This is a genomic window from Bradyrhizobium pachyrhizi (assembly GCF_029714545.1).
Lineage (GTDB): Bacteria > Pseudomonadota > Alphaproteobacteria > Rhizobiales > Xanthobacteraceae > Bradyrhizobium > Bradyrhizobium pachyrhizi.
In genome coordinates this window covers 4,834,158-4,857,181 of record NZ_CP121667.1, presented here as the reverse complement: position 1 = coordinate 4,857,181, position 23,024 = coordinate 4,834,158, and the positions used below count along the sequence as shown (strand labels likewise).

At 64.0% G+C, this 23,024-nt stretch carries 18 protein-coding genes; 11 read left to right on the top strand and 7 right to left on the bottom strand.

The features are described 5' to 3' along the window. Positions 1–2: 2 nt before the first annotated feature. Positions 3–6,293, bottom strand: a complete 6,291-nt coding sequence (locus QA639_RS22785; RefSeq protein ID WP_283087453.1) for a HAMP domain-containing protein — start codon at positions 6,291–6,293, stop codon at positions 3–5. A gap of 273 nt (positions 6,294–6,566) precedes the next feature. On the opposite strand from QA639_RS22785, the gene QA639_RS22775 reads away from it, so the two are divergent. Continuing rightward, positions 6,567–8,555, top strand: a complete 1,989-nt coding sequence (locus QA639_RS22775) for a hybrid sensor histidine kinase/response regulator (RefSeq protein ID WP_346283698.1) — start codon at positions 6,567–6,569, stop codon at positions 8,553–8,555. A gap of 116 nt (positions 8,556–8,671) precedes the next feature. Here QA639_RS22775 and QA639_RS22770 read toward each other — a convergent pair whose 3' ends face one another. Together QA639_RS22770 and QA639_RS22765 are read right to left on the bottom strand one after the other, a co-directional pair. Further along, positions 8,672–8,890: a hypothetical protein gene (locus QA639_RS22770; RefSeq protein WP_016845796.1), complete on the bottom strand. Its 219-nt coding sequence runs from the start codon at positions 8,888–8,890 to the stop codon at positions 8,672–8,674. Positions 8,891–9,023: 133 nt separating this feature from the next. Next, positions 9,024–9,335, bottom strand: a complete 312-nt coding sequence (locus QA639_RS22765; protein ID WP_050384687.1) for a hypothetical protein — start codon at positions 9,333–9,335, stop codon at positions 9,024–9,026. 61 nt (positions 9,336–9,396) lie between these two features. On the opposite strand from QA639_RS22765, the gene QA639_RS22760 reads away from it, so the two are divergent. Further along, positions 9,397–9,597 carry a DUF3072 domain-containing protein gene (locus tag QA639_RS22760; RefSeq protein WP_050384688.1) on the top strand — a complete coding sequence of 67 codons (201 nt, stop codon included), beginning with the start codon at positions 9,397–9,399 and terminating at the stop codon, positions 9,595–9,597. 117 nt (positions 9,598–9,714) lie between these two features. Beyond that, positions 9,715–9,969 (top strand): hypothetical protein, encoded by a 255-nt coding sequence (locus tag QA639_RS22755; protein WP_016845793.1) that lies wholly within the window; start codon positions 9,715–9,717, stop codon positions 9,967–9,969. Positions 9,970–10,142: 173 nt separating this feature from the next. On the opposite strand, the gene QA639_RS22750 is transcribed toward QA639_RS22755, so the two are convergent. Next, the gene (locus QA639_RS22750; protein WP_018271640.1) at positions 10,143–10,400 is read right to left on the bottom strand and encodes a hypothetical protein; all 258 of its coding nucleotides are present in this window, start codon (positions 10,398–10,400) and stop codon (positions 10,143–10,145) included. 112 nt (positions 10,401–10,512) lie between these two features. On the opposite strand from QA639_RS22750, the gene QA639_RS22745 reads away from it, so the two are divergent. Then, the gene (locus tag QA639_RS22745) at positions 10,513–12,582 is read left to right on the top strand and encodes an ATP-dependent helicase (RefSeq protein ID WP_283087452.1); all 2,070 of its coding nucleotides are present in this window, start codon (positions 10,513–10,515) and stop codon (positions 12,580–12,582) included. Positions 12,583–12,740: 158 nt separating this feature from the next. Here QA639_RS22745 and QA639_RS22740 read toward each other — a convergent pair whose 3' ends face one another. Both QA639_RS22740 and QA639_RS22735 read right to left on the bottom strand, forming a co-directional pair. Further along, positions 12,741–13,472, bottom strand: a complete 732-nt coding sequence (locus tag QA639_RS22740; protein ID WP_157347728.1) for an adenylate/guanylate cyclase domain-containing protein — start codon at positions 13,470–13,472, stop codon at positions 12,741–12,743. A gap of 86 nt (positions 13,473–13,558) precedes the next feature. Continuing rightward, positions 13,559–13,855 carry a PilZ domain-containing protein gene (locus tag QA639_RS22735; protein WP_157347729.1) on the bottom strand — a complete coding sequence of 99 codons (297 nt, stop codon included), beginning with the start codon at positions 13,853–13,855 and terminating at the stop codon, positions 13,559–13,561. A 219-nt stretch (positions 13,856–14,074) separates the two neighbouring features. On the opposite strand from QA639_RS22735, the gene QA639_RS22730 reads away from it, so the two are divergent. The 3 genes from QA639_RS22730 to QA639_RS22720 are packed head-to-tail and all read left to right on the top strand — an operon-like array spanning position 14,075 to position 17,106. Then, the gene (locus QA639_RS22730) at positions 14,075–15,481 is read left to right on the top strand and encodes an MFS transporter (RefSeq protein ID WP_050384691.1); all 1,407 of its coding nucleotides are present in this window, start codon (positions 14,075–14,077) and stop codon (positions 15,479–15,481) included. Positions 15,482–15,492: 11 nt separating this feature from the next. After that, positions 15,493–16,680 carry an acyl-CoA dehydrogenase family protein gene (locus QA639_RS22725; RefSeq protein ID WP_283087451.1) on the top strand — a complete coding sequence of 396 codons (1,188 nt, stop codon included), beginning with the start codon at positions 15,493–15,495 and terminating at the stop codon, positions 16,678–16,680. Between the two features lie 24 nt (positions 16,681–16,704). Beyond that, entirely contained in the window at positions 16,705–17,106 is a 402-nt protein-coding gene (locus QA639_RS22720; RefSeq protein ID WP_028332023.1) for a VOC family protein, read from the top strand. A 301-nt stretch (positions 17,107–17,407) separates the two neighbouring features. Here QA639_RS22720 and QA639_RS22715 read toward each other — a convergent pair whose 3' ends face one another. Then, positions 17,408–18,154, bottom strand: coding sequence for a Spy/CpxP family protein refolding chaperone (locus tag QA639_RS22715; RefSeq protein ID WP_028332024.1), 747 nt, complete (start codon positions 18,152–18,154; stop codon positions 17,408–17,410). Positions 18,155–18,608: 454 nt separating this feature from the next. Between QA639_RS22715 and QA639_RS22710 the strand changes: the two genes are divergently transcribed. From QA639_RS22710 to QA639_RS22695, 4 genes are all read left to right on the top strand, one after another. After that, the gene (locus QA639_RS22710; protein ID WP_028332025.1) at positions 18,609–19,949 is read left to right on the top strand and encodes an ABC transporter substrate-binding protein; all 1,341 of its coding nucleotides are present in this window, start codon (positions 18,609–18,611) and stop codon (positions 19,947–19,949) included. A 111-nt stretch (positions 19,950–20,060) separates the two neighbouring features. Then, complete coding sequence (locus QA639_RS22705; RefSeq protein WP_028332026.1) at positions 20,061–20,999, top strand: carbohydrate ABC transporter permease; 939 nt, start codon at positions 20,061–20,063, stop codon at positions 20,997–20,999. Next, entirely contained in the window at positions 20,999–21,910 is a 912-nt protein-coding gene (locus QA639_RS22700; RefSeq protein WP_016847559.1) for a carbohydrate ABC transporter permease, read from the top strand. The genes QA639_RS22705 and QA639_RS22700 overlap by 1 nt, the downstream gene beginning before the upstream one ends. 4 nt (positions 21,911–21,914) lie before the next feature. After that, entirely contained in the window at positions 21,915–23,015 is a 1,101-nt protein-coding gene (locus QA639_RS22695; RefSeq protein WP_028332027.1) for an ABC transporter ATP-binding protein, read from the top strand. The last annotated feature ends 9 nt before the right edge of the window (positions 23,016–23,024 follow it).

Below are 23,024 nucleotides of genomic sequence, written 5' to 3'. Positions count from 1 at the left end.
GATCAGCGGTGCAGCCACATGCGGATCGCCAGCAGCAGTTGCTCGGTATTCACGGGTTTCGCCAGATAGTCGGACGCGCCTGCCTCCAGGCATTTCTCTCGATCGCCTTTCATCGCTTTCGCGGTCAGCGCGATGATCGGCAGCCGCGCGAAGGCGGGGTTTTGCCGGATGGCGCCGATGGTCTGGTAACCGTCCATCTGCGGCATCATGATGTCCATCAGCACGATCGCAATCTTGGGATTGGATTCGACCAGCGAGATCGCTTCGTGACCGGTTGTCGCAGTCAACACCTTCATACCTCGCCGCTCCAACACGCTCGAGAGCGCGAAGATGTTGCGGGCATCGTCGTCGACCAGCAGTGCGGTCTTGCCAATAAGATCCTCATCGGAACTATTGAGCTTCTCCAGCATCCTCTGTTTTTCGACGGGCAATTCCGTGATCACACGATGCAGGAACAGTGACGTTTCGTCGAGCAGACGCTCCGGCGATTCCACGCCCTTGACGACGATGCTGCGCGCCATCGTATGCAGTTCCGCGTCTTCTTCTGCTGAAAGTTCCCGGCCCGTAAACACGACAACGGGAATATTGGACAGCGTCTCGTCCTTGCGGATCTGATCCAGCACCTCGAAACCGCTCATGTCCGGCAGGCGCAGGTCGAGCACGACGCAGTCGCACGGATTTTCGCGCATCGTCGAGAGCGCCCCTGCCCCGGTGCTGGTGGTCACGATCTCGATATCCTCGTGCCCGAGCAGTTCGGTGATGCTGAGCTGCTCCGCCGCATTGTCCTCCACGATCAGCAGGCGCTTGCGGCGTGGTCTGGCGTATTCCTTGATCTGCGACAGCGCAGCGCTGACGCCTTCCGTGGTCGTCGGCTTGTTGACGAAGGAGAACGCGCCGCGCGCCAGCGCGTGCTGCCGGTCCTCGTCGAGCGTGATGATCTGAACCGGAATGTGACGGGTCAGCGGACTGTGCTTGAGCTGGCTCAGCACCGTCCAGCCCAGCATGTCGGGCAGGAAGACGTCGAGCGACACCGCGCTCGGCTGGAACTGCTTGGCCAGATCCAGTGCTTCGGCGCCGCGGCTTGCGACCAGCACCTTGAAGCCCTTGTCGCGCGCCAGATCGATCAGCACCCGCGCGTAATGCGGATCGTCCTCGACGATCAGCAGGATGGTGTCGCCGGGCTCGAGATCGAGCCGGTCGTCCGGAAGCTGCTCGATCACACGCTCCTGCGCGCCTGACACCTGCAACGCCGGCGCCGGCGTGTGCGGCATCGGGAGCGGCTGGGCCTGCTGACGCAGTGCCACCGAGGGGCCGGCATATTTCAGCGGCAGATAGAGCGTGAAGGTCGAGCCCTTGCCCGGCGCGCTGCGCAGATGGATCTCGCCGCCGAGCAGACCCGCGAGCTCACGGCTGATCGCCAGTCCAAGACCGGTGCCGCCATATTTGCGGCTGGTGCCGGCGTCGGCCTGCTGGAACGCCTCGAAGATCAGCTTCTGCTTGTCTTGTGGAATGCCGATTCCGGTATCCGATACCTCGAACGCAACGACCGCAGGCGCCGCATTGAGGATCGGATGCTCCACACTCCAGCCGCCGAGCGCGGCCGACACGGTCAGGCTGACGCCGCCTTCAGCAGTGAACTTGAACGCATTCGACAACAGGTTCTTGAGCACCTGCTGCAGCCGCTTGGAGTCGGTGACCATGCTGCGCGCGAGATTGGCGTCGACATCGATGCTGAACGAGAGATGCCGGTTCTCCGCCTCGTGCCGGAACGGTCGTCCGACGGTCTCGAGCAGGCTCGATGTCAGAATTTCCTCGGCGTCGACCGTCACCGTGCCGGACTCGATCTTGGAGAGATCGAGGATGTCGCTGATCAGGTTCAACAGGTCGGTGCCGGCGCCGTGAATGGTGCGGGCGAACTCGACCTGCTTGCCGGTCAGATTGCCGTCGGGATTTTCGGTGAGCTGCTGGCCCAGGATCAGGATCGAGTTCAGCGGCGTCCGCAACTCGTGCGACATGTTGGCGAGGAATTCGGACTTGTACTTCGAAGTCAGCGACAGCTCGGTCGCCTTTTCTTCCAGCGCGCGCCGCGCCTGCTCGATTTCCTGGTTCTTGCGCTCGACGTCGACATTGCGTTCGGCAAGCTGCTGGGCCTTCTGCTCCAGCTGATCGTTGGTCTGCTGCAATTCCTTCTGCTGGGTTTGCAACTCGCCGGCGAGCTGTTGCGACTGCTTGAGCAGCGCCTCGGTCTGCATCGTCGCCTCGATGCTGTTGAGCACGATGCCGATGCTGTCGGTCAACTGTTCGAGGAAGGTGATCTGCGAGGTCGTGAACGAGGAGATCGAGGACAGCTCGATCACCGCCTTGACCTGGTTCTCGAACTGCACCGGAAACACGACGAGATTCTTCGGCATGATCCGCATCAAGGCCGAATTGATCGGCACCGCATCGCCGGGAATCTCGGAGACGAGACGCTGGCGCTTGTCGAGCGCGCATTGGCCGATCAATCCCTCGCCGAACTGGACGATCTGCGGATGCGGATTGCTGCTGTCGCTGGCATAAGCCGACAACAGGCGCAACTGCGCATTCTCGGGATTGTCGACCTGGTAGATCACGCCCATATGCGCGTTGATCAGCGGCGCGAGCTCGGTCAGCAGCAGCCGGCCGACGGTCGCAAGATCGCGCTGGCCCTGCAACATGTTGGTGAAGCGCGCCAGATTGGTCTTCAGCCAGTCCTGTTCGGTGTTGCGCTCCGTGGTCAGACGGAGGTTGCCGATCATCGTGTTGATGTTGTCCTTGAGCTCGGCGACCTCGCCGCGGACGTCGACCTGGATCGAGCGCGTCAGGTCGCCCTTGGTCACGGCGGTCGCCACTTCCGCGATCGCGCGCACCTGCGAGGTCAGGTTGGCCGCGAGCAGGTTGACGTTGCCGGTGAGATCCTTCCAGGTGCCGGCCGCGCCGGGCACGTTGGCCTGACCGCCGAGCCGTCCCTCGACGCCGACCTCGCGCGCCACGCTGGTGACCTGTTCGGCGAAGGTCGCAAGCGTCTCGGTCATGTTGTTGATGGTGTCGGCGAGCGCGGCCACCTCGCCCTTCGATTTCACTGTCAGGTTCTGCTTCAGATCACCGTTGGCGACCGCGGTCACCACCTTGACGATGCCGCGCACCTGCTCGGTCAGGTTTACCGCCATGACGTTGACGGTGTCGGTGAGGTCCTTCCAGGTGCCGGCAACGCCGCGCACCTCGGCCTGGCCGCCAAGCTTGCCTTCGGTGCCGACCTCGCGCGCCACGCGCGTCACCTCGCCGGCGAAGGCGTTGAGCTGGTCGACCATGGTGTTGATGGTGTTCTTGAGCTCGAGGATTTCACCCTTCACGTCGACCGTGATCTTGCGCGAGAGGTCGCCGCGCGCCACCGCGGTGGTGACTTCGGCGATGTTGCGCACCTGGGTGGTCAGGTTCGCCGCCAGCAGGTTGACGTTGTCGGTGAGGTCCTTCCAGGTGCCGCCGACGCCGGGCACCACGGCCTGGCCGCCCAGCCGTCCCTCGGTGCCGACCTCGCGCGCCACGCGCGTCACTTCGGCGGCGAACGAGCGCAACTGCTCGACCATCGTGTTCAGGGTGTCCTTGAGCAGCAGGATCTCGCCGCGCACGTCCACGGTGATCTTCTTCGACAGGTCGCCGCCGGCGATCGCGCTTGCGACCTCGGCGATGTTGCGGACCTGCGCGGTCAGGTTCGACGCCATGAAGTTGACGTTGTCGGTCAAATCCTTCCAGGTGCCGGCGACGCCGGGCACTTCGGCCTGGCCGCCGAGCTTGCCCTCGGTGCCGACCTCGCGCGCCACGCGCGTCACCTCGCCCGCAAACGCATTGAGCTGATCCACCATGGTGTTGATGGTGTTCTTGAGCTCGAGGATTTCGCCCTTCACGTCGACCGTGATCTTGCGCGACAGGTCGCCGCGCGCCACGGCGGTCGTCACCTCCGCGATGTTGCGGACCTGCGCGGTCAGGTTGCCGGCCATCGAGTTGACGTTGTCGGTCAAGTCCTTCCAGGTGCCGGCGACGCCGGGCACATTGGCCTGGCCGCCCAGGCTGCCGTCGGTGCCGACCTCGCGCGCCACGCGCGTCACCTCGCCCGCGAAGCGGTTGAGCTGGTCGACCATCGTGTTCAGCGTTTGCTTCAGCTGAAGGATCTCGCCGCGCACGTCGACGGTGATCTTGCGCGACAGGTCGCCGCCGGCGATCGCGGTCGCGACCTCGGCGATGTTACGGACCTGCGCCGTGAGATTGCCGGCCATCGAGTTGACGCTGTCCGTCAGGTCCTTCCAGGTGCCGGCGACACCGGGCACCTCGGCCTGGCCGCCGAGCTTGCCGTCGGTACCGACCTCGCGCGCCACGCGCGTCACCTCGCCGGCGAAGGCGTTGAGCTGGTCCACCATCGTGTTCAGCGTTTCCTTCAGCTGAAGGATTTCGCCCGACACGTTGACCGTGATCTTCTTCGACAGGTCGCCCTTCGCCACCGCGGTCGCGACCTCAGCGATGTTGCGGACCTGCGCGGTCAGGTTCGACGCCATCGAGTTGACGCTGTCGGTGAGATCCTTCCAGGTGCCGGCGACGCCGCGCACCTCGGCCTGGCCGCCGAGCTTGCCTTCGGTGCCGACCTCGCGCGCCACGCGCGTCACCTCGCCGGCGAACGCGTTGAGCTGGTCCACCATCGTGTTGATGGTGTCCTTCAGCTCGAGGATTTCGCCGCGCACGTCCACCGTGATCTTCTTGGAGAGGTCGCCGCCTGCGACCGCCGTCGTCACGGCGGCGATGTTGCGCACCTGCGCGGTCAGGTTCGACGCCATGAAGTTGACGTTGTCGGTCAGATCCTTCCAGGTGCCGGCAACGCCGAGCACATTGGCCTGGCCGCCGAGCTTGCCTTCGGTGCCGACCTCGCGCGCCACGCGCGTCACTTCCGACGCAAACGCGTTGAGCTGGTCCACCATCGTGTTCAGCGTTTCCTTCAGCTGAAGGATCTCGCCCGACACGTTGACTGTGATCTTCTTCGAGAGGTCGCCGCCGGCGATCGCGGTCGCGACGTCGGCGATGTTGCGCACCTGCGCGGTCAGGTTCGACGCCATGAAGTTGACGTTGTCGGTCAGGTCCTTCCAGGTGCCGGCAACGCCGGGCACCTGGGCCTGGCCGCCGAGCTTGCCCTCGGTGCCGACCTCGCGCGCCACGCGCGTCACTTCCGAGGCGAACGAGTTGAGCTGGTCCACCATCGTGTTGATGGTGTCCTTCAGCTCCAAAATCTCGCCGCTGACGTCGACCGTGATCTTGCGCGACAGGTCGCCGCGCGCCACGGCCGTGGTCACGTTGGCGATGTTGCGCACCTGGGCGGTCAGGTTGCCGCACATCGCGTTCACCGAGTCGGTGAGGTCCTTCCAGGTACCGGCGACGCCAGGCACGATTGCCTGGCCGCCGAGCTTGCCGTCGGTGCCGACCTCGCGCGCCACGCGCGTCACTTCGGAAGCGAACGAACGCAGCTGATCGACCATCGTGTTGATGGCTTCCTTCAGCTGCAGGATCTCGCCGCGAACGTCGACCGTGATCTTCTTGGACAGGTCGCCGTTGGCGACCGCGATCGTCACCTCGGCGATGTTGCGGACCTGGCCGGTCAGGTTGTTGGCCATCGAGTTGACGCTCTCGGTCAGGTCCTTCCAGACGCCGGTCACTTCCGGCACCTGGGCCTGGCCGCCGAGCTTGCCCTCGGTGCCGACTTCGCGCGCCACGCGCGTGACCTCCGAGGTGAACACCGAGAGCTGCTTGATCATCGTGTTGACGATGTTCGCCGACTGCAGGAATTCGCCGCGCAGCGGCCGGCCCTCGACGTCGAGCTGCACGGTCTGCAGCAGGTCGCCTTGCGCCACTGCAGCGACCGCGCGGGTGACCTCGCGGGTCGGCCACAGCAGATCGTCGATCAGCGTGTTGACCGAGCTCTCCATGTCGGCCCAGGCGCCGCTGGCGAGGCCGAAATTGACGCGCTGGCGGGTCTGTCCCTCGCGGCCGACGACCTGGCCGACGCGCGCCAATTGCTGCGCCATGCGCTCGTTGGCGGCTGCGATTTCGTTGAAGGCGTCTGCGATCTTGCCGTCGATGCCGAGATAGTCGCCACGCATCCGGACCGAGAAGTCGCCGGCGCGCATCGCCTGCAGCGACTGCAGCAGGTCATGCGAGGAATCGAGGCTTCCGTTTGATTGTTGGCTGCGGCGCGTATCAGCACGGGGACGAGGCGACGAACCGAGATCGGTCATGTAATTTCCCCTACGCGCTGGCCGCGAATCCAGAGACTCGGAAAAGCCAGTGTGACCATAAGAATGACTGCCCTTGATCTATTCAAGCGGGAAAACGCCAAAGCCGCAATTTGTGACGCAAACCGAGTACCTTAATCGCGATTGGAACCAAAAGTTCCGACCGTTGGCCGAACTTTTCCGAAGAACGACGGAGCCGGCCCTGATCGCCCGGTCCTTGCGTTCGCATGGAACATTGACCGCCCCCGCGCGTTTCGGGCGGGGGCAGGATCGGTGATGGTTAAGAAATCAGAACAACCCAAACGGGGCATCGTCGAGAGCCGGCACGATCGTCGGCCGGGGGCCGGCGGCGTGGTCGACTACGCCATTTGCATGCTCGGCCCCGATGGCCGGGTCATCAACTGGAACAAGGGCGCCGAGCGCATCACGGGCTATCCGGCCAAGGCGATCCTCGGCAAGCACTTCTCGGTCTTCTATCCTGCGGAAGACCGCGCATCCGGCGTTCCGGCGAGAGCGCTGCAGATGGCGCGGAAGGAAAAGCACTCAGCGGCCGAAGGCTGGTCTGTCCGCAAGGACGGGTCGCAATTCTACGCCGCTGTGGCCATCGATCCGATCTACGAGAAGCGCAAGCTCGTCGGCTACGCAATGGTTACCCGCGACATCACCGAGCGGCGTCAGGCGCGCGCGGACCTCGAGGCCAGCGAAAGCCAGTTCCGCCTGCTGGTGAGCAATGTCACCGACTATGCGCTCTATATGCTGACGCCGGCCGGCATCGTCGCCAATTGGAACGCCGGCGGCGAGCGCATCAAGGGCTATTCGCCCGGCGAAATTATTGGCCAGCACTTCTCGCGGTTCTATACGCCGGCCGACCGGGCTGCCGGCAAGCCCGCCCATGCGCTCAAGATCGCGGAAGAGACCGGGCATTACGTGGAGGAAGGCTGGCGGGTCCGCAAGGACGGTTCGTTCTTCTGGGCGAGCGTCGTGATCGATCCGATCCGCGATACCGACGGCACTCTGGTCGGCTTCGCCAAGATCACCCGGGACATTTCCGAACGCCGCGAGGCGCAACAGAAGCTCGAACAGGTGCAACGCCAGCTTGCGGAATCGCAAAAGATGGATGCGCTCGGCCAGCTGACCGGCGGTGTTGCGCACGACTTCAACAACCTGCTGATGGTCATTTCGGGCAATCTGTATCGCATCAAGCGCGAGGTGACGAGCGAGCGGAGCAAGCTTGCACTCAGCGCCATCGAAACCGCATCCGAGCGTGCCGCGTCCCTGACCAGGCAGCTCCTCACCTTCGCGCGTCGGCAGAGTGTCAATCCGCAGAGCATCAACGTCGCTGAAAGGGTCACCGCAGTACGAGAGGTTTTGACCAGCGCGCTCGGCGGCGCGATCAAGCTGAACATGGAGATCAAACCGGATCTCTGGCCGATCTTCGTCGATCCGACGGAATTCGAGACCGCGCTGATCAACCTCGTGGTCAATGCCCGGGATGCGATGACCGACGGCGGCACGCTGACCGTTGCGGCGCGCAATGTCCCGGAAGCAGCCCAGGTGGTCGTCAGCATTACCGACACCGGCGAAGGCATTCCCGACGATGTCATGAACAAGGTCTTCGATCCCTTCTTCACCACCAAGCCGGTCGGCAAAGGGACCGGCCTTGGGTTGTCCCAGGTTCACGGTTTCGCACACCAGGCGGATGGCCGGGTCGAGATTGCAAGCGCGCTCGGCAAGGGCACGATGGTCAGCATCTATCTGCCGCGGGGAACTGCGGCCGCAAAGCGCACGGCCACGGGGCACAGCGCGCCCGGCTTGGCCACGATCCTGCTGATCGAGGACAATCCTGCCGTCGCCGATGCGAGCACGGGCCTGCTCGAACAGCTCGGCTACACCGTGCGCTGGGCCTCGAACGCGGAGGCCGCCTTGTCGGAGATCGACGCCAACGGAATCGATGTGGTGTTCAGCGACATCGTCATGCCCGGCAGGATCGATGGACTGAAGCTGGCGCGCACGATCCGGGACAGAAAGCCCGAGCTGCCGATCCTGCTGACGACAGGCTACAGCGCGAGCGCACGCGACGTGAGGTCCGACTTTCCGGTGTTACGCAAGCCGTACCACATCCACGACCTCAGCCGCGAACTCGCAAAGTTGACGGGGCACAGCGTCGGCAGCGCGACGAGCGGGCCATCCGGCAACGCTTCGAGCGAGTTCGATGCCACCGCGCATGAGGTCGCGGCAAGACCAAAGGCGAAAGCCCGCTCCTAAAGCATGATCCGGAAAAGTGCGAAGCGGTTTTCCGAAAAGATCATGCTCAAACAAAGAGCTAAGGCGCGATGACGATTCAACCTAATCTCATCGCGCTTTAGTTCAAAATCGAAAGGCTAGCGTTCCGCCGGCCAGCTTCGGCGCACCAATTGCACCCGCTCGATGCGGCTGCATTGCTCGCAGCGGTACTGAAGAATATCCCTGCCCTCACTGCCCGGATGGCTGCTCTCGAGCCGCATCGTTCTGATGCAGCTGATGCAGGAGATCAGCGTCAGCAGCGGACTGCGATCGTCATTCATCGATGCCCGCGGTGGCGCGGTCGGATCGGCGATCATGGCGCTGGGCGATGCTATGGTGTTGGCTCTCACCACAAGAAAATGCAGATCCTGCGGTTCGGGTTCCTGCCTTGAAACCTGATTCGGGCCTGAGCCGGCGTTCGAGGCTCCCTTATTTGGGCGAACCGCCGGATCACACCCGGGCGTTGCTGTGACCGGGCGTAGGCTTCGCCTTGTCCTTGTCCACCTTGACCTTCGTGCCGGCGCGATCCTCGAAGCTCCGGCTGAGCCGCTCCCGGACCGTGGGGAGACGCTCGCCGCCGCCGGCGGCCTTCCACCGGCCGACCAGTTGGGCCACTTCGGCTCGCATCGCCATCAGCCGGTACGATGCTTCGCTGCAATCGAGGTCGCGGTTGACCTGATCCCGGATCGACGCCTCGATCAAGCTCATCTCAGCTCGCAACGTGCTGATCTTGCGCCGAATTTCATTGACCTTATTGTCCATGCCTTGTTAGAACAAAAATAGAACATATTGTCAAGTCACGATCCAGCAAGCGAGGCAAGCAATGAGCGTGGCAGCGGTAAGATATGGTGGGGTTGCGGAGCGGCTTGGCGGGCTGATGACCCGTGCCCAGGCGCTGCGGTTGAGGAGCCTCGCCGAGGAGGCCTATCAGCCGAACCAGTACGCACGCGACCTGACGTCCGAGGAAGCCGAACGGCGCATCGGTGCGCTGAAGGCGGAGATCGCGCTGGCGGATTCTTTCTGAACCGTCCGCTCCAACAGGCCGGACGTCCTCTTAAGGCTTTGATATAGCGGCGCAGCTAGGTCTGTTCCTGTTATTGCTGCTTTGTCTTATTGCTGCTTTGTCCTGGGGGAGCCTGACGTGCTGGAGCTGGAGAAGCGGTCGCCGCTTGCGTTCCCGATTACGCTGAAGGACGGGCGAACGCTCGCGACGGTCGGCGACGCCGCGGACTATCTATCCGCGCTGAACCTGGATCAGCGCGAGCGCGGATACTGGAAGACGGCGATCATGATGTTCAACAACGCCATGCGCGAGCCGGGCTATCTGAAGATCGCAACCATGAACCTCCGGTCCGCGCTCGTGTATGACCGCCTGGTCGACGACGTTGGCTCCTGATTGTGGTGTCGCGGCTACAGCCGAATCGGCGGTGGTTGCGTAAGGCCCTGTTCGTTATGGCCGCAAACAAGGTAACGGCGGTACACGCGACGGCCGGGTGCGCAATGCGCTTCAGCCGCACTCTCGGGCCGCCTTGGAGGGCCAAGGGAACACCAAGGCGGCTCATTTTCTTTTCAAAGCAATTTCGCGCGGACGAACAGCATCCGCAACGCGTTGGTCGCTTGCACCGTCAGCATGGCGTTACCGGCCGCTCTCTCGAGCGCAACCAATGCCTCGTCATGCAGCGAGCGGAACTCCATCCATTCGACGGCGCTGAGATTGCTGATGAAGCGATAGGCCTGGCCGACGGTCGCGAGCGTCACCGTCTCGCCGTTCAGCCGCACCTTGAACGTCGCCTTCAGCGGCGTGTCGGATTTGGATACGTCACCCATGGCGGGGTTGTGCGCCGCGCCACGTTAATGTCAATCTAATTTCTCTGCGTCCGCCTCGGCGCGTCGGCCCCAATGAATCGCAATGTCTGTTAGCGTTTCGTGGGGGTGATTCGTGACTGATCTTGCCAACACAGCCTATCTCGATGCGCTCAATGCCGAGCAGCGCCGCGCTGTCGAGCACGGGGTCGGCAAGGATTGCATCGTCGGCGCACCGCTGCTGGTGATCGCGGGCGCGGGTTCCGGCAAGACCAACACCCTCGCCCATCGCGTCGCGCATCTGATCGTCGCTGGCGCCGATCCGCGCCGCATCCTGTTGATGACGTTCTCGCGGCGCGCAGCCGGCGAGATGGCCGGCCGTGTCGAGCGCATTGCGCGCCGTGTGCTCGGCGATCGCGCCTCGGTCATGACCGATGCGCTGAATTGGGCCGGCACATTCCACGGCATCGGCGCGCGGCTGCTGCGCGAATTCGCCGAGCGTATCGGCCTCGACCCGGCCTTCACGATCCATGACCGCGAGGATTCCGCCGACCTGATCAATCTGGTCCGCCACGATCTCGGTTTCTCCCGTACCGAAAGCCGGTTCCCGACCAAGGGCACCTGCCTTGCGATCTATTCGCGCTGCGTGAACGCGGAGATGCCGATCGAGGCCGTGCTCGGCCAGTTCTTCCCATGGTGCTCCGGCTGGGCCCGTGAATTGAAACAGCTGTTCGGGGCCTATGTCGAAGCCAAGCAGCGTCAGAACGTGCTCGATTACGACGACCTCCTGCTCTACTGGGCGCAGATGGTGACGGACACCGCGCTGGCCGAGGAGATCGGCGGCCGCTTCGACCATGTGATGGTCGACGAATATCAGGACACCAACCGCCTGCAGTCCTCGATCCTGCTCGCACTCAAGCCCGCGGGACGCGGGCTCACCGTGGTCGGCGACGACGCGCAGTCGATCTATTCGTTCCGCGCCGCCACCGTGCGCAACATCCTTGACTTCCCGGCCCAGTTCACCCCGGCCGCCGAGATCGTTACGCTCGACCGCAACTATCGCTCGACGCAGCCGATCCTGTCGGCCGCCAATGGCGTGATCTCGCTCGCCAAGGAACGCTTCACCAAGAACCTGTGGACCGACCGGACCTCGACCCGCAAGCCGCTGCTGGTCACGATCCGCGATGAGGCCGATCAGGCCCGTTACATCGTCGAGCAGGTGCTGGCCAATCGCGAGGAAGGCACCCTGTTGAAGCACCAATCGGTGCTGTTCCGCACCTCCTCGCACAGCGGACCGCTGGAGGTCGAACTGACCCGCCGCAACATTCCGTTCGTGAAATTCGGCGGCCTCAAATTCCTCGACGCCGCGCATGTCAAGGATATGCTGGCGCTGCTGCGCTTCGCCGCCAATCCACGCGACCGGGTTGCAGGTTTTCGCGTTCTCCATCTGTTGCCCGGCGTCGGACCGGCCTCGGCGCAGCGGGTGCTCGACCGCATGACCGAGGCCGCCGATCCGATTGCTGCGCTCGTCGCGCTGCCCGCTCCGCCCCGCGCCGGTGCGGACTGGCGACTGTTCGTGGAGGCCATCGAGAACCTCCGCTACTCGGAATGGCCCGTCGACATCGAACGCGCCCGCCTCTGGTACGAACCGCATCTCGATCGCATCCACGAGGACAGCGAGGTACGCCGCGCCGATCTCATTCAGCTCGAGCAGATCGCCGCCGGCTACCCGTCACGCGAGCGTTTTCTCACCGAACTCACGCTCGATCCACCCGATGCGACCAGCGACCAGGCTGGCGTGCCGCTGCTCGATGAGGATTATCTGATCCTGTCGACGATTCATTCCGCCAAGGGCCAGGAATGGAAATCCGTCTATGTGCTCAACGTCGTCGATGGCTGCATGCCCTCCGACCTCGGCGCCGGCACGTCGGCCGAACTCGAGGAGGAACGCCGCCTGCTCTATGTCGCGATGACCCGCGCCAAGGACGATCTGCATCTGCTGGTGCCGCAGCGCTTCTTCGTCCACGGCCAGGCGGCCAAGGGCGACCGCCACATGTATGCCTCACGCACCCGCTTCATCCCGGAACGACTGCTGCCGATGTTCGAGCGGACCACCTGGCCGCGCGCCGCGGCCGCGCAGGCATCCGCAGCCAACCGCGCGCCGCCGATCGATATCGGCGCCCGGATGCGCGGCATGTGGCGCTGACGCCGGTTCGAAGATTTTCATCCGGGCTGGAACAAAGCCGCCGACCTTGCGTTGAGGCGGCGTTCGTAATCGGCAAACGACCATCCCCGACGGCTTCGGCGCGCAGTTGCACGCGGGAGCCGTCTTTTTGCGCCGCGTCAATTCACGCGAAAGCCAATTCACGCAGGAAATAATGTGACGGGCTGGTCGAAGCCCTTCAAGGTGTAATCGGCGCCGGCTGCCGTGATCATGTCGCGGGTTCGATCCCGCACGGCCGTCGTCACAAGAATCTCGCCTGACCTGGCGGCCGCCTGCGCGCGTGCCGCGCGATTGACCACCGTGCCGACTGCCGTCAGGTCGCGGTGGGCCTGGCCGAACTCACCGAAATTGGTGTCACCGCTATCCATCCCGATTCCAATGCCGATCTCGATGTCGCCGGCGCCGATCGCCCGCACCAGCGCGTCGTGCCTGTCGCGAAAACTGCGCTGGATCTGGCGCGCCGCGAGCAAGGCCTGCACGGCATGATCGTCGCGCCGCACCGGAAAATTGAAGATCGCGAACACGGCGTCGCCGATGGTCTTGTTGAGGATGCCGTCATAGCGCCAGATCGCGGCGGCGCAGTCGTCGTAGAACGCGTCGAGCAGCGAGGTCAGCCCGTCCTGCGCGATGGTCTGCGTCAGTGTGGTGTAGCCGCGCAGATCGGCGAACAGGATGGTCGCATCGATGGTCACGGCACGCGCCTTCATGATCTTCGAGAAGGCCATCTCGCAGATCGTGCATGTGTTCGGGTTCATGCGGCTCGGCCGGACGCCGAACAGACGGAACGGCGCCGCCAAGGGACCGCGCAACGGGATCGGCATATGCAGGTTTTGCCAGCAGCCAAGGCAGATCGTTGCAGGTTCCGGAGTCATCGGCGGATCACCTGCTGTTCCAGTGACGAAACCCGGGCCCCCTTGGCACGCTGGTTCATGGGCGTCCCCAATCGAGATTGCCGCGCTCAGGCGGTCGCCACGAAACTCACTCCAATTCGCGTCTTCTTGCTCCAGATCACCTGGCACTCATGGACGACAGAGGCGTCGCGGGCCATCACCAGGCGGAATCGGTGCGGGACGAAGGCCGGATTCTCCACCTCGATGGCCGCCCCTTCCGGCGAGATGTTCACGATCGTGCAATGCATGACCGAACCGCCCGACGAGACATAGCCGGGTTCATTGACCTCGGTTCGCGGATGCTTGCGCTTTTCGTCCACCCGGCTGCTCCCCGCTTCCTCCACGCAAACGTGAGCGATCGGCATTGCAGAAGTCAACGGCTCCGTCGGCTCACATCGGGCTTTCGCACCACCATTTGTGCGCAGCAGTAAGCCGAACCGCTTATCGCGCCAATGCAGATGAGCCCCGCGTCGGCGCGGGCTTGTCGTTCGCGCTGGCGCGAGGATAGCCTCATCCTATGGGCGATGCGCTGGCGCGACGCACGCTCCGGGGAACAATGAACAGGCGCCATGGGGAAACGCGCCATGTTCGAGATTCTCGATCGCCGGACGACTCTGACCGGCAACCAGATCAAGATCCTTGCGGCGGCCATCATCGGCGATGCGCTGGAATTCTTCGACTACTTCCTGATCGGCTTCGTGCTCGCGTTCCTGATTGGACCGTGGAAGCTCACCTTCGGCCAGTCGGCCACCGTGCTGATGAGTTCCGGCATCGGCGCCATCCTCGGCGCCTACCTGTGGGGCTGGCTCGCCGACCGGGTCGGGCGGCGTATCGTCTTCATCGGCACGGTGCTGAACTTCTCGATCGCGACCGGCCTGCTCTATTTCACCCCCGATAATGGCTGGGTCTATCTGGCGATCCTGCGCTTCTTCGTCGGCACCGGCGTCGGCGGTCTTTATTGTGTCGACCTGCCGCTGGTGCAGGAGTTCATGCCGTCGCACAAGCGCGGCTGGATCGGCGGCCTCGTCACCTGCGTGATCCCGCTCGGTGTCGGCCTAGGTGCGGTGCTCGGAGCCGTCATGGGAACCGATCAATGGCGGCTGCTATTTGCGATCGGCGTGTTGCCGTCGGTCCTGGTGCTGCTGGTTCGGATCTGGGTTCCGGAGTCGCCGCGCTGGCTGTGCCGGCAAGGACGCTATGACGAAGCCCGCAAGTCGCTGGCCTGGGCGCTGCAGGTGCCGCCGTCGGAGCTGCCGCTGCCGAGCGCGGCCGACGCCGGTCCGATCGTCACGACGAGCTGGTTCGATCTGTTCAAATATCCGCGCAGCCTGATCGTCTCCTGGCTCGGCAATGCCGGCGCGCAAACCGGCGTCTACGGCATCACGCTATGGGCCCCTGCGCTGTTCGTGCTGCTCCTGAAGGTGACGCCGCAGGAAGCCGCCAAGATGATGATCCTGCTCAGCATCACCGGCTTCCTCGGCCGCATCTCGTTCTCTTATTTCTCGGAGCTGCTCGGACGGCGTGTTGCCGGCGGCCTGCTCGGCTTCGGCGCCGGCGCGCTGACCATCATTGCCGGCTACCACTACGACGCAACTTTGTTCGGCATGTCGGCGTTCTGGCTGCTGCTGGCCGCCGCCTTCTTCTTCGCCGACGGTGGCTTTGCGATCGTCGGTCCCTACGCGGCGGAAGTCTGGCCGTCGCATCTGCGCACCACGGGGATGGGGTCGGCCTATGGCTTCGGCGGCATCGGCAAGATCATCGGGCCGGTCGGGCTCGCGCTGATCGTCGGTTCGAACAACTACCTCAAGCCCGACGTGCCACTGACCCAGATTCCGACCGCCTTTGTCTATCTCGGCTGCTGGTTTCTGATGGCAGGTGCTGTCTATTTGTTCTTCGGGCTCGAGACCCGGGGCAAATCGATCGAGCAGATCGACAAGGAGCTCAACGCGACGGCCGACGTCGCGGCCTCCGCGACGATCCGGCGCGCCTGAGGGAGGCGAACATGAATGTGACTTCTGCGGACCTTATGGGTGATCGCGACGTGATCGCCCGCGCCGAGGCGATCAGGGACGCGGTGGCGGCCGCCTCCAACGATATCGAAACGACGCGCCGCCTGCCGCCCGACCTGCTCGACCGGCTGCATGAGGCGCGGCTGTTCCGCCTTTTGCTGCCGCGTTCAACCGACGGGATCGAGACCGATCCCGTCACCTTCTTCCATGCCATCGAGACCATCGCCAAGGCGGATGCCTCGACGGCGTGGTGTCTGAGCCAGGCCGGCGGCTGTGCGATGTCGGCGGCCTATCTCAACCTGCCGGTCGCGCAGGAAGTGTTTGCCGACCCGCGTGCCGTGCTGGCCTGGGGCCCCGGCCCGAAGGTCAAGGCGATCGAGTGCGAGGGCGGCTATCGCGTCACCGGGGTCTGGTCGTTTGCCTCGGGCGGGCGGCACGCCACCTGGCTCGGCGCGCACTGCCCGGTCTATGCCGCGGACGGCGCGCCGCGCCGGGATGCCAATGGTGAGCAGGTCGAGCGCACCATGCTGGTGCGGACCGAGGACGTCGCTTGGACCGACATCTGGAACACGGTCGGATTGCGCGGCACCGCCAGCGACCAGTTCGCGCTCGACGACTTCTTCGTCCGCGCGGACCATTCGATCACCCGCGAATTCGACCGCGAGTGCCGCGAGGATGGCCCGCTGTACCGGATGAGCAACCACACCTGCTACCAGATCGGCTTTGCCGGGGTCGCCTGCGGCATTGCCCGCAGCGCGCTCGACAATTTCGTCGACGTCGCCCGCAACAAGGTGCCGCGCGGCATGAAGAAGACGCTGCGTGACAATGCCGTGGTGCAGTCCGGCCTCGCCCAGGCCGAGGTCAATCTGCGCGCGGCCCGCGCCTTCCTGCTGCAGTCGATGGCCGACATCTGGAAGGATCTGGTTGCCGGCCACAGCATCACGGTCGCGCAGCGCATGAAGATCCGGATGGCGGCCACGCACGCCATCCACAAGGCGCGGGAGGCCGTCGATTTCGCCTACAACACCGCCGGCGCCACCGCGATCTTCGACGGCCATCCGCTGGAGCGGCGCTTCCGCGACATTCACACCGTGACCCAGCAATTGCAGGGCCGCTTCAGCCATTTCGAGACCGTCGGCGCCTGGATGCTGGGCGTCGATGCCGACCTCAGCTTCGTTTAACCCGATTTCTCAAGGAGAAGAACCATGCCATTGGGCGGACTACAGCATTACACCATCGAGCCGCAGGATCTGGAGAAGACCAAGACGTTCTATTGCGATGTGCTCGGGCTCGAGAACGGCGAACGGCCGCCGCTCGATTTCCCCGGCTACTGGCTCTATTCCGGCGGCCAGGCCACCGTCCATCTGATGGGCACCCGCAAGCCGCGCGACGGCATCGTGGTGCGCGGCACCGAGAAGAAATATGAGGACACCGGCCGCCTCGACCACATCGCCTTTGCTGCCAGCGACGTCGAGGCCGTGCGCAAGCGCCTGCAGTCGAAGAACGTCACCTTCCGTGAGCAGATCGTGCCGCGCACCGGCGACACCCAGATATTCCTCTACGATCCGGACGGCGTCGGTGTGGAGCTGAACTTCCCGAAGAGCTAAGCGCCGGCGTTTCCGGATCGCGGGTTGCCGGCATAGCGTCCGAAGGACATCGCCGCTTTTGCGCGCCGATGTCCCGGTCATTGACGGCTCAATCCGCGCTGGCCTCAGGCGCTGTGGATGGTTCCCGACAAGGCCCTGACTCGGCCATCACTCGGGCGTGATCCGGTCCGTTTTTCTTCAACATTGAATGACGAATTAACCGGGCCGCGCCGCTGCGGCAGAATAGCCGGGTGCTGCGCCTTTAACCTACCCCAGGGCTTGGTGGCCCGGCTATTCGTCCCCACTGGCCGGCGAGATTTCCTCAGTCGAGCCCGCGTTCGTGGCTCAGGCGGACCATTTCGTTGATGAAGATTTGTTTCTGCTTGTCGTCGAGGCTGGCAAACAGCGGCTCGGCTGCGTCGGCAACGCCGCGCTGATCGACCGCCCGGTCATTGAGGAACTGGGCCTCGTTGCGCATCTGTTCGATAATGTCATCCGGCGGATCGCGCTGCGCCCGCGCGATGCGCAGGTTGAGGCGGTCGGCGCCGTTGTGGCCGAGATAGTGCATCGCACTGTTGAAGCCGGCCCAGTTCTTCTCCTGCTCCGGCGTCAGGTTGAGCTCCTTCTTGATCCGTTCGATGTTGGCGTCGCTGTTGGCGACGATCTGTTCGGCCGTCAGCTGCGGCGCGCCGGCCTGGGTCAGCACGGTCGGTGCCTGCTTCGCGCCCTTGTCCTTGGCGGCAGCCTTGGCCGACTTGGTGGCCTTGGCGCCGGCCGCCGGGGCCTGCGCGTTCTTGCCGCTGCCGGCATTGGGGTTGGCGCTGTTGCCATTGTTGCCGGTCAACACCCCGGTCACGCCGGTCACCACCCCGACAACGCCGCCGATGGCTCCGCCGAGGACGCCGCCGACCGGCCCGGCGGCCTTGTTGCCCTCGCGCGCACCCTTTTCGACGCCCTGCACGATCTGCGCATCGACCCGATGAGGCGCTGCGAGCAACGTGACGGTGGCGGCCCCAACCGCGGCGCACAATCTCCATTGCGCTCGCAGCTTCGCTACCGGGATGAGCATGATCGGGTCTCCATGATCGGTGGTGGATTGCGGAATTGATGCGGGAGCAGGTTTGACGAATCCGGACTTTAGCGTTTCCGGCTTCGGCAAGTCTATCGGCCGCACCGGGCATCACCACGGCGGAACAGAGTTCGCTGAGGCTTGACCGGAAAGCTGCGGCTCAACCGCGCACCGTCTGCGATCTTGTCTGCGTCACCGCCCGCGTGCGTCGCAGCATGATCGCGAGACGCGCGGCAAACCGCCGGCAACTGCAATGATGCGAACGGGACTGCCTGCTATTTGACCACAACGTTAGTTCTAGTTGGCATCAGCATCTCGTTTCTCGACAGATGCCGGCAATTCTGTTCTGATCGGTGTCAACGCAATCCCGCGACGTCGCGCAAACGCGACGCACAAAAACAACAACGGGATTCAAAAAAGCCTTTTGTCCGTTGGCTACCAGGGAGGGAATGCCATGTCACGGAAGAAGCTCTCGCGCCGAGAATTCGTCGCAGCGACAGCGCTGTCATCGGCCGCGCTGATTACAGCCCCCTACGTGCGTGGCGCCTACGCAGCCGGAAAGCTCTCGATGGGCTTCTGGGATCACTGGGTGCCCGGCGCGAACAGTGCGTCCACCGAGCTGGTCAATGAATGGGCTGCCAAGGAGAAAGTCGAGGTCCAGATCGACTACATCACCAGCCAGGGCAACAAGAACATCGTCACCATCGCCGCCGAGGCGCAGGCGAAATCCGGTCACGATATCTTCCAGATGCCGACATGGTGGCCGCAGGCCAACGCCGAGCTGCTCGAGCCGGTCAACGACATCATGGATCCGCTCATCAAGCTGAACGGCGATGTCAATGGCACGGTGAAATATCTCGGCCAGGCCGGCGGCAAATGGCTCGGCGTTCCCGCCAGCGTCGGCAGCCAGATCAAGGGTCCCTGCTCACGCATCGACCTGATGAAGAAACATGCCAACATCGACGTGCAGGAGATGTATCCGGCCGGCAGCGAGCCGAAAGCCGATAACTGGACCCTCGATACGTTCCTCAAGGCAGCCGAAGCCTGCCACAAGGCCGGATTCCCGTTCGGTATCGGCCTCGGCGAAACCAGCGACAGCGTCGACACCGCCGGCGCGATCTTCCAGTCGTTCGGCGCGCAGCTGGTCGATGCCAAGGGCAACCTCACCGTCAAGACCGATGCGGTGCGCCAGGCCCTCGACTACTACAAGAAGCTGCTCGCCTTCCTGCCGCCCGACGTGTCGGCATGGGACGACGCTTCCAACAACAAGTGGCTGGTTGCCGGCAAGGGCGCGATGATCCTGAATCCGCCGAGCGCATGGGCGGTCGCCAAGCGCGATGCTCCGCAAGTCGCGGAGCAGTGCTGGACGCACGGGTTCCCGGCCGGGCCGAAGGGACGCTTCGCGCCCTATCTGCCGTTCTTCTGGTCGATCTGGTCGTTCTCGAAGAACAAGGAGGCGGCCAAGAGCCTGCTGTCCCACCTGTCGCAACCCGCATCGATCGAGAAGATGGTGGTCGCAAGCGGCGGCTATGACCTGCCGGCCTACGAAAAGCTCACGACCTTGAAGGTCTGGGCGGAGCAAACGCCGCCAAAGGGGACGCTCTACCACTATCCGAACCCCTACAAGCACCAGACGCTATCGATTGCGGCCTCGCCCGCGCCGCCCAAGATCGCGCAGCAGATCTACTTCCAGGCCACGCTGACCAAGATGTGCCTGCGGTACTACCAGGGTGAAAGCATGGAAAAGACGCTCGCCTGGGCCGAGGGCGAGTGCGAAGGCTTCATGCGAAGCTGACGACAAGCGAGGTCTCGCGCGACCATCCGTTGGCCGCGCGAGGCTCCGTCTTCACTGATCGGCCGCCGAACCGGCGCGCTGTGCAACCAACCCGCGCGAGGGACCTGCGTTATGGTTGATGTCGCATTCCAATCCAACCGCGCAGCCGCTGCCCAGTCGGGACGAAGGCGCGTCGGCCTGCGCAACGCGCTGCGGCGCAAGTCGATGGCCGCATTCCTGATGACATTGCCGCTGATCCTCCTGATCGCGATCCTGGTGCTCTACCCGGCCCTCTACTCCTTGCACCTCGCGACGCTGAACAAGGCGATGACGAAGTTCGTCGGGTTCGGCAATTTCGAGTTCCTGTTCAAGCGCGACACCTTCTGGCTGGTGGTCAAGCAATCCTGCATTTTCGCGATCTCGGCGGTGATCTTCAAAGCCCTGATCGGCTTCATCGTCGCGCATTTCGTGCACAACGTACCCGCCAACAAGCAGCGCAAGTGGCGCGGCATGCTGCTGGTGCCGTGGGTGATCCCGCCGGCGATGAGCACGCTGGCGTGGCTCTGGTTGTTCGACCCCTCCTACAGCGCCTTCAACTACACGCTTTCCTTCTTCGGCATCGGGCCGATCCCGTGGACCGGCGATGCGATGTGGGCGCGCTTCTCGGTGATCCTGGTCAACGTCTGGTACGGCGCGCCGTTCTTCATGATCATGTATCTGGCGGCGTTGAAATCGGTGCCCGACCAGCTTTATGAGGCGGCTGCGATCGACGGCGCCAATTGGTGGCAGCGCATCTGGTACGTGACCCTGCCGATGATGCGCAACATCATCGCGATCACGACGCTGTTCTCGCTGATCGTGACCTTCGCCAATTTCGACATCGTGCGCATCCTGACCGCGGGCGGGCCGCTCGACCACACCCATATCTTCGCCACCTGGGCGTTCCGTGTCGGTATCGAGGGCAGCGATGTGCCGCTCGGCGCCAGCGTTTCGCTGTTCATGGTGCCGATCCTCGCGGTCGCGGCGATCTTCATCCTGCGCGACATCACCAAACGCGGGAACGAAGCCTGATGAGCTCGCTGACGATCGACAAGTCCGGACCGACCCGCAAGGTCAAGTACGGCAGCATGAGCCGCGACCGCGCCTGGGCGCTACGCTGGTCCTATTTCTTCCTGGTGCTGTTTGCGATCTTCTCGCTGACGCCGCCGATCTACATGCTGATCACCTCGCTGAAGAGCAGCGCCGAGATCTCGGCCGCGACCAATCCGTGGTGGGTCTATCACCCGACCCTCAGCAACTACATCGAGCTCCTGACCTCGAACCAGTTCCTGCGCTTCTTCTGGAACTCGGCTTGGGTCTCGATCATCGTGGTCACCATCACGATGCTGATCAGCGTGCCGGCGGCCTTCGCGCTGGCGCGGATGAAATTCTGGGGCTCGGCGACGCTCGCCACCGGCGTGTTCCTCACCTATCTCATTCCGGACAGCCTGCTGTTCATTCCGCTGTTCAAGATGTTCGCCGTGTTCGGCGACTGGACCGGCATCCAGCTCGTCAATCGCTGGTACGTGCTGCTGTTCATCTACCCGACGCTGACGGTGCCGTTCTGCACCTGGATCATGATCGGCTATTTCGCCTCGATCCCGAAGGAGCTCGACGAAGCGGCGATCATCGACGGCGCGAGCTGGTTCCAGACGCTGACGCGGATCTTCATCCCGGTCGCGCTGCCCGGCCTGATCGCGGCCACGATCTTCGCCTTCACCGTCTCCTGGGCTCAGTTCCTCTATCCGCTGGTGTTCACGACATCGACCGATCAGCTGGTGCTGCCGGTCGGCATCATCACGACCCTGATCAAGGGGGACGTCTTCAACTGGGGACAGATCATGACCGGCGCCCTGCTCGGCGCCGCACCGCCGCTGATCATCTATGCCTTCCTGATGGACTACTACATTGCCGGCCTGACCGCCGGTGCGACAAAGGGTTGAACTTATGGCTGATGTCAGTTTGCGGAAGGTTGTGAAGCGTTACGATGAGGTCGAGGCGGTGCGCGGCATCGACCTTGATATCGCCGACCATGAGTTCGTGGTGCTGGTCGGGCCGAGCGGCTGCGGCAAGTCGACGACGCTGCGGATGATCGCCGGCCTCGAGGACATTTCCGACGGCGACATCATGATCGGCGGCGACGTCGTCAACGACGTGCCGCCGAAGGACCGCGACATCGCGATGGTGTTCCAGAACTATGCGCTCTATCCGCACATGACCGTTGCCGAGAACATGTCGTTCGGTCTGCGGCTGAAGCACTATCCCAAGGCCGAGATCAAGAGCCGGGTCACCGAGGCCGCCCGCATGCTCGACATCACCGACCTGATCGACCGCAAGCCGAAGCAGCTCTCCGGCGGCCAGCGCCAGCGCGTCGCGATGGGACGGGCGATCGTGCGCAATCCGAAGGTGTTCCTGTTCGACGAGCCGCTCTCCAACCTCGACGCCAAGCTGCGCGTGCAGATGCGGATCGAGATCAAGAAGGTGCATCAGAAGGTCCGCACCACGACGGTCTACGTCACCCACGACCAGGTCGAGGCGATGACGCTCGCCGACCGCGTCGTGGTGATGAATCACGGCAGGATCGAGCAGATCGGCACGCCCAACGAGCTCTACCACAAGCCGGCGACCCGGTTCGTCGCCAGCTTCATCGGCTCGCCCGCGATGAATTTCGTGCCCTGTCGGCTCGAGGACACCGGCGGAAAGCTCAACGTGCGACTGACCGATCGCCTCACCTTCGCGCTGCCGCCGGCACGCGCCGCCCGCTACCAGGCTCTCTCCCGCACCGACAAGCTGTTGCTGGGCATCCGGCCCGAGCACGTCATGGAGGCGCGGCCGCATGCCGATCCGGGCGTCGAGCCGTTCGACGCCATGCTCGACGTCACCGAGCCGATGGGGATGGAGACTCTGGTCTATTTCACGCTCGAGGGCACCCAGGTCTGCGGCCGGGTCAATCCCAATGCCGGCGCGCAGGATGGCACCCCGCTCCGATTGGCTGTGGACCTCAACAATATGCATTTGCTAAACGAGGTGACCGGCGCCGTCCTTTGACGGCGCACA

What these genes read in the sequence shown, in the direction of transcription:
- QA639_RS22765 (WP_050384687.1), bottom strand. Translation starts at nt 9,335, where the DNA reads ATGGACAATAAGGTCAATGAAATTCGGCGCAAGATCAGCACGTTGCGA.
- QA639_RS22730 (WP_050384691.1), top strand. Translation starts at nt 14,075, where the DNA reads ATGTTCGAGATTCTCGATCGCCGGACGACTCTGACCGGCAACCAGATC.
- QA639_RS22710 (WP_028332025.1), top strand. Translation starts at nt 18,609, where the DNA reads ATGTCACGGAAGAAGCTCTCGCGCCGAGAATTCGTCGCAGCGACAGCG.
- QA639_RS22760 (WP_050384688.1), top strand. Translation starts at nt 9,397, where the DNA reads ATGAGCGTGGCAGCGGTAAGATATGGTGGGGTTGCGGAGCGGCTTGGC.
- QA639_RS22775 (WP_346283698.1), top strand. Translation starts at nt 6,567, where the DNA reads ATGGTTAAGAAATCAGAACAACCCAAACGGGGCATCGTCGAGAGCCGG.
- QA639_RS22735 (WP_157347729.1), bottom strand. Translation starts at nt 13,855, where the DNA reads ATGCCGATCGCTCACGTTTGCGTGGAGGAAGCGGGGAGCAGCCGGGTG.
- QA639_RS22785 (WP_283087453.1), bottom strand. Translation starts at nt 6,293, where the DNA reads ATGACCGATCTCGGTTCGTCGCCTCGTCCCCGTGCTGATACGCGCCGC.
- QA639_RS22740 (WP_157347728.1), bottom strand. Translation starts at nt 13,472, where the DNA reads ATGACTCCGGAACCTGCAACGATCTGCCTTGGCTGCTGGCAAAACCTG.
- QA639_RS22720 (WP_028332023.1), top strand. Translation starts at nt 16,705, where the DNA reads ATGCCATTGGGCGGACTACAGCATTACACCATCGAGCCGCAGGATCTG.
- QA639_RS22705 (WP_028332026.1), top strand. Translation starts at nt 20,061, where the DNA reads ATGGTTGATGTCGCATTCCAATCCAACCGCGCAGCCGCTGCCCAGTCG.
- QA639_RS22695 (WP_028332027.1), top strand. Translation starts at nt 21,915, where the DNA reads ATGGCTGATGTCAGTTTGCGGAAGGTTGTGAAGCGTTACGATGAGGTC.
- QA639_RS22725 (WP_283087451.1), top strand. Translation starts at nt 15,493, where the DNA reads ATGAATGTGACTTCTGCGGACCTTATGGGTGATCGCGACGTGATCGCC.
- QA639_RS22700 (WP_016847559.1), top strand. Translation starts at nt 20,999, where the DNA reads ATGAGCTCGCTGACGATCGACAAGTCCGGACCGACCCGCAAGGTCAAG.
- QA639_RS22750 (WP_018271640.1), bottom strand. Translation starts at nt 10,400, where the DNA reads ATGGGTGACGTATCCAAATCCGACACGCCGCTGAAGGCGACGTTCAAG.
- QA639_RS22715 (WP_028332024.1), bottom strand. Translation starts at nt 18,154, where the DNA reads ATGCTCATCCCGGTAGCGAAGCTGCGAGCGCAATGGAGATTGTGCGCC.
- QA639_RS22770 (WP_016845796.1), bottom strand. Translation starts at nt 8,890, where the DNA reads ATGATCGCCGATCCGACCGCGCCACCGCGGGCATCGATGAATGACGAT.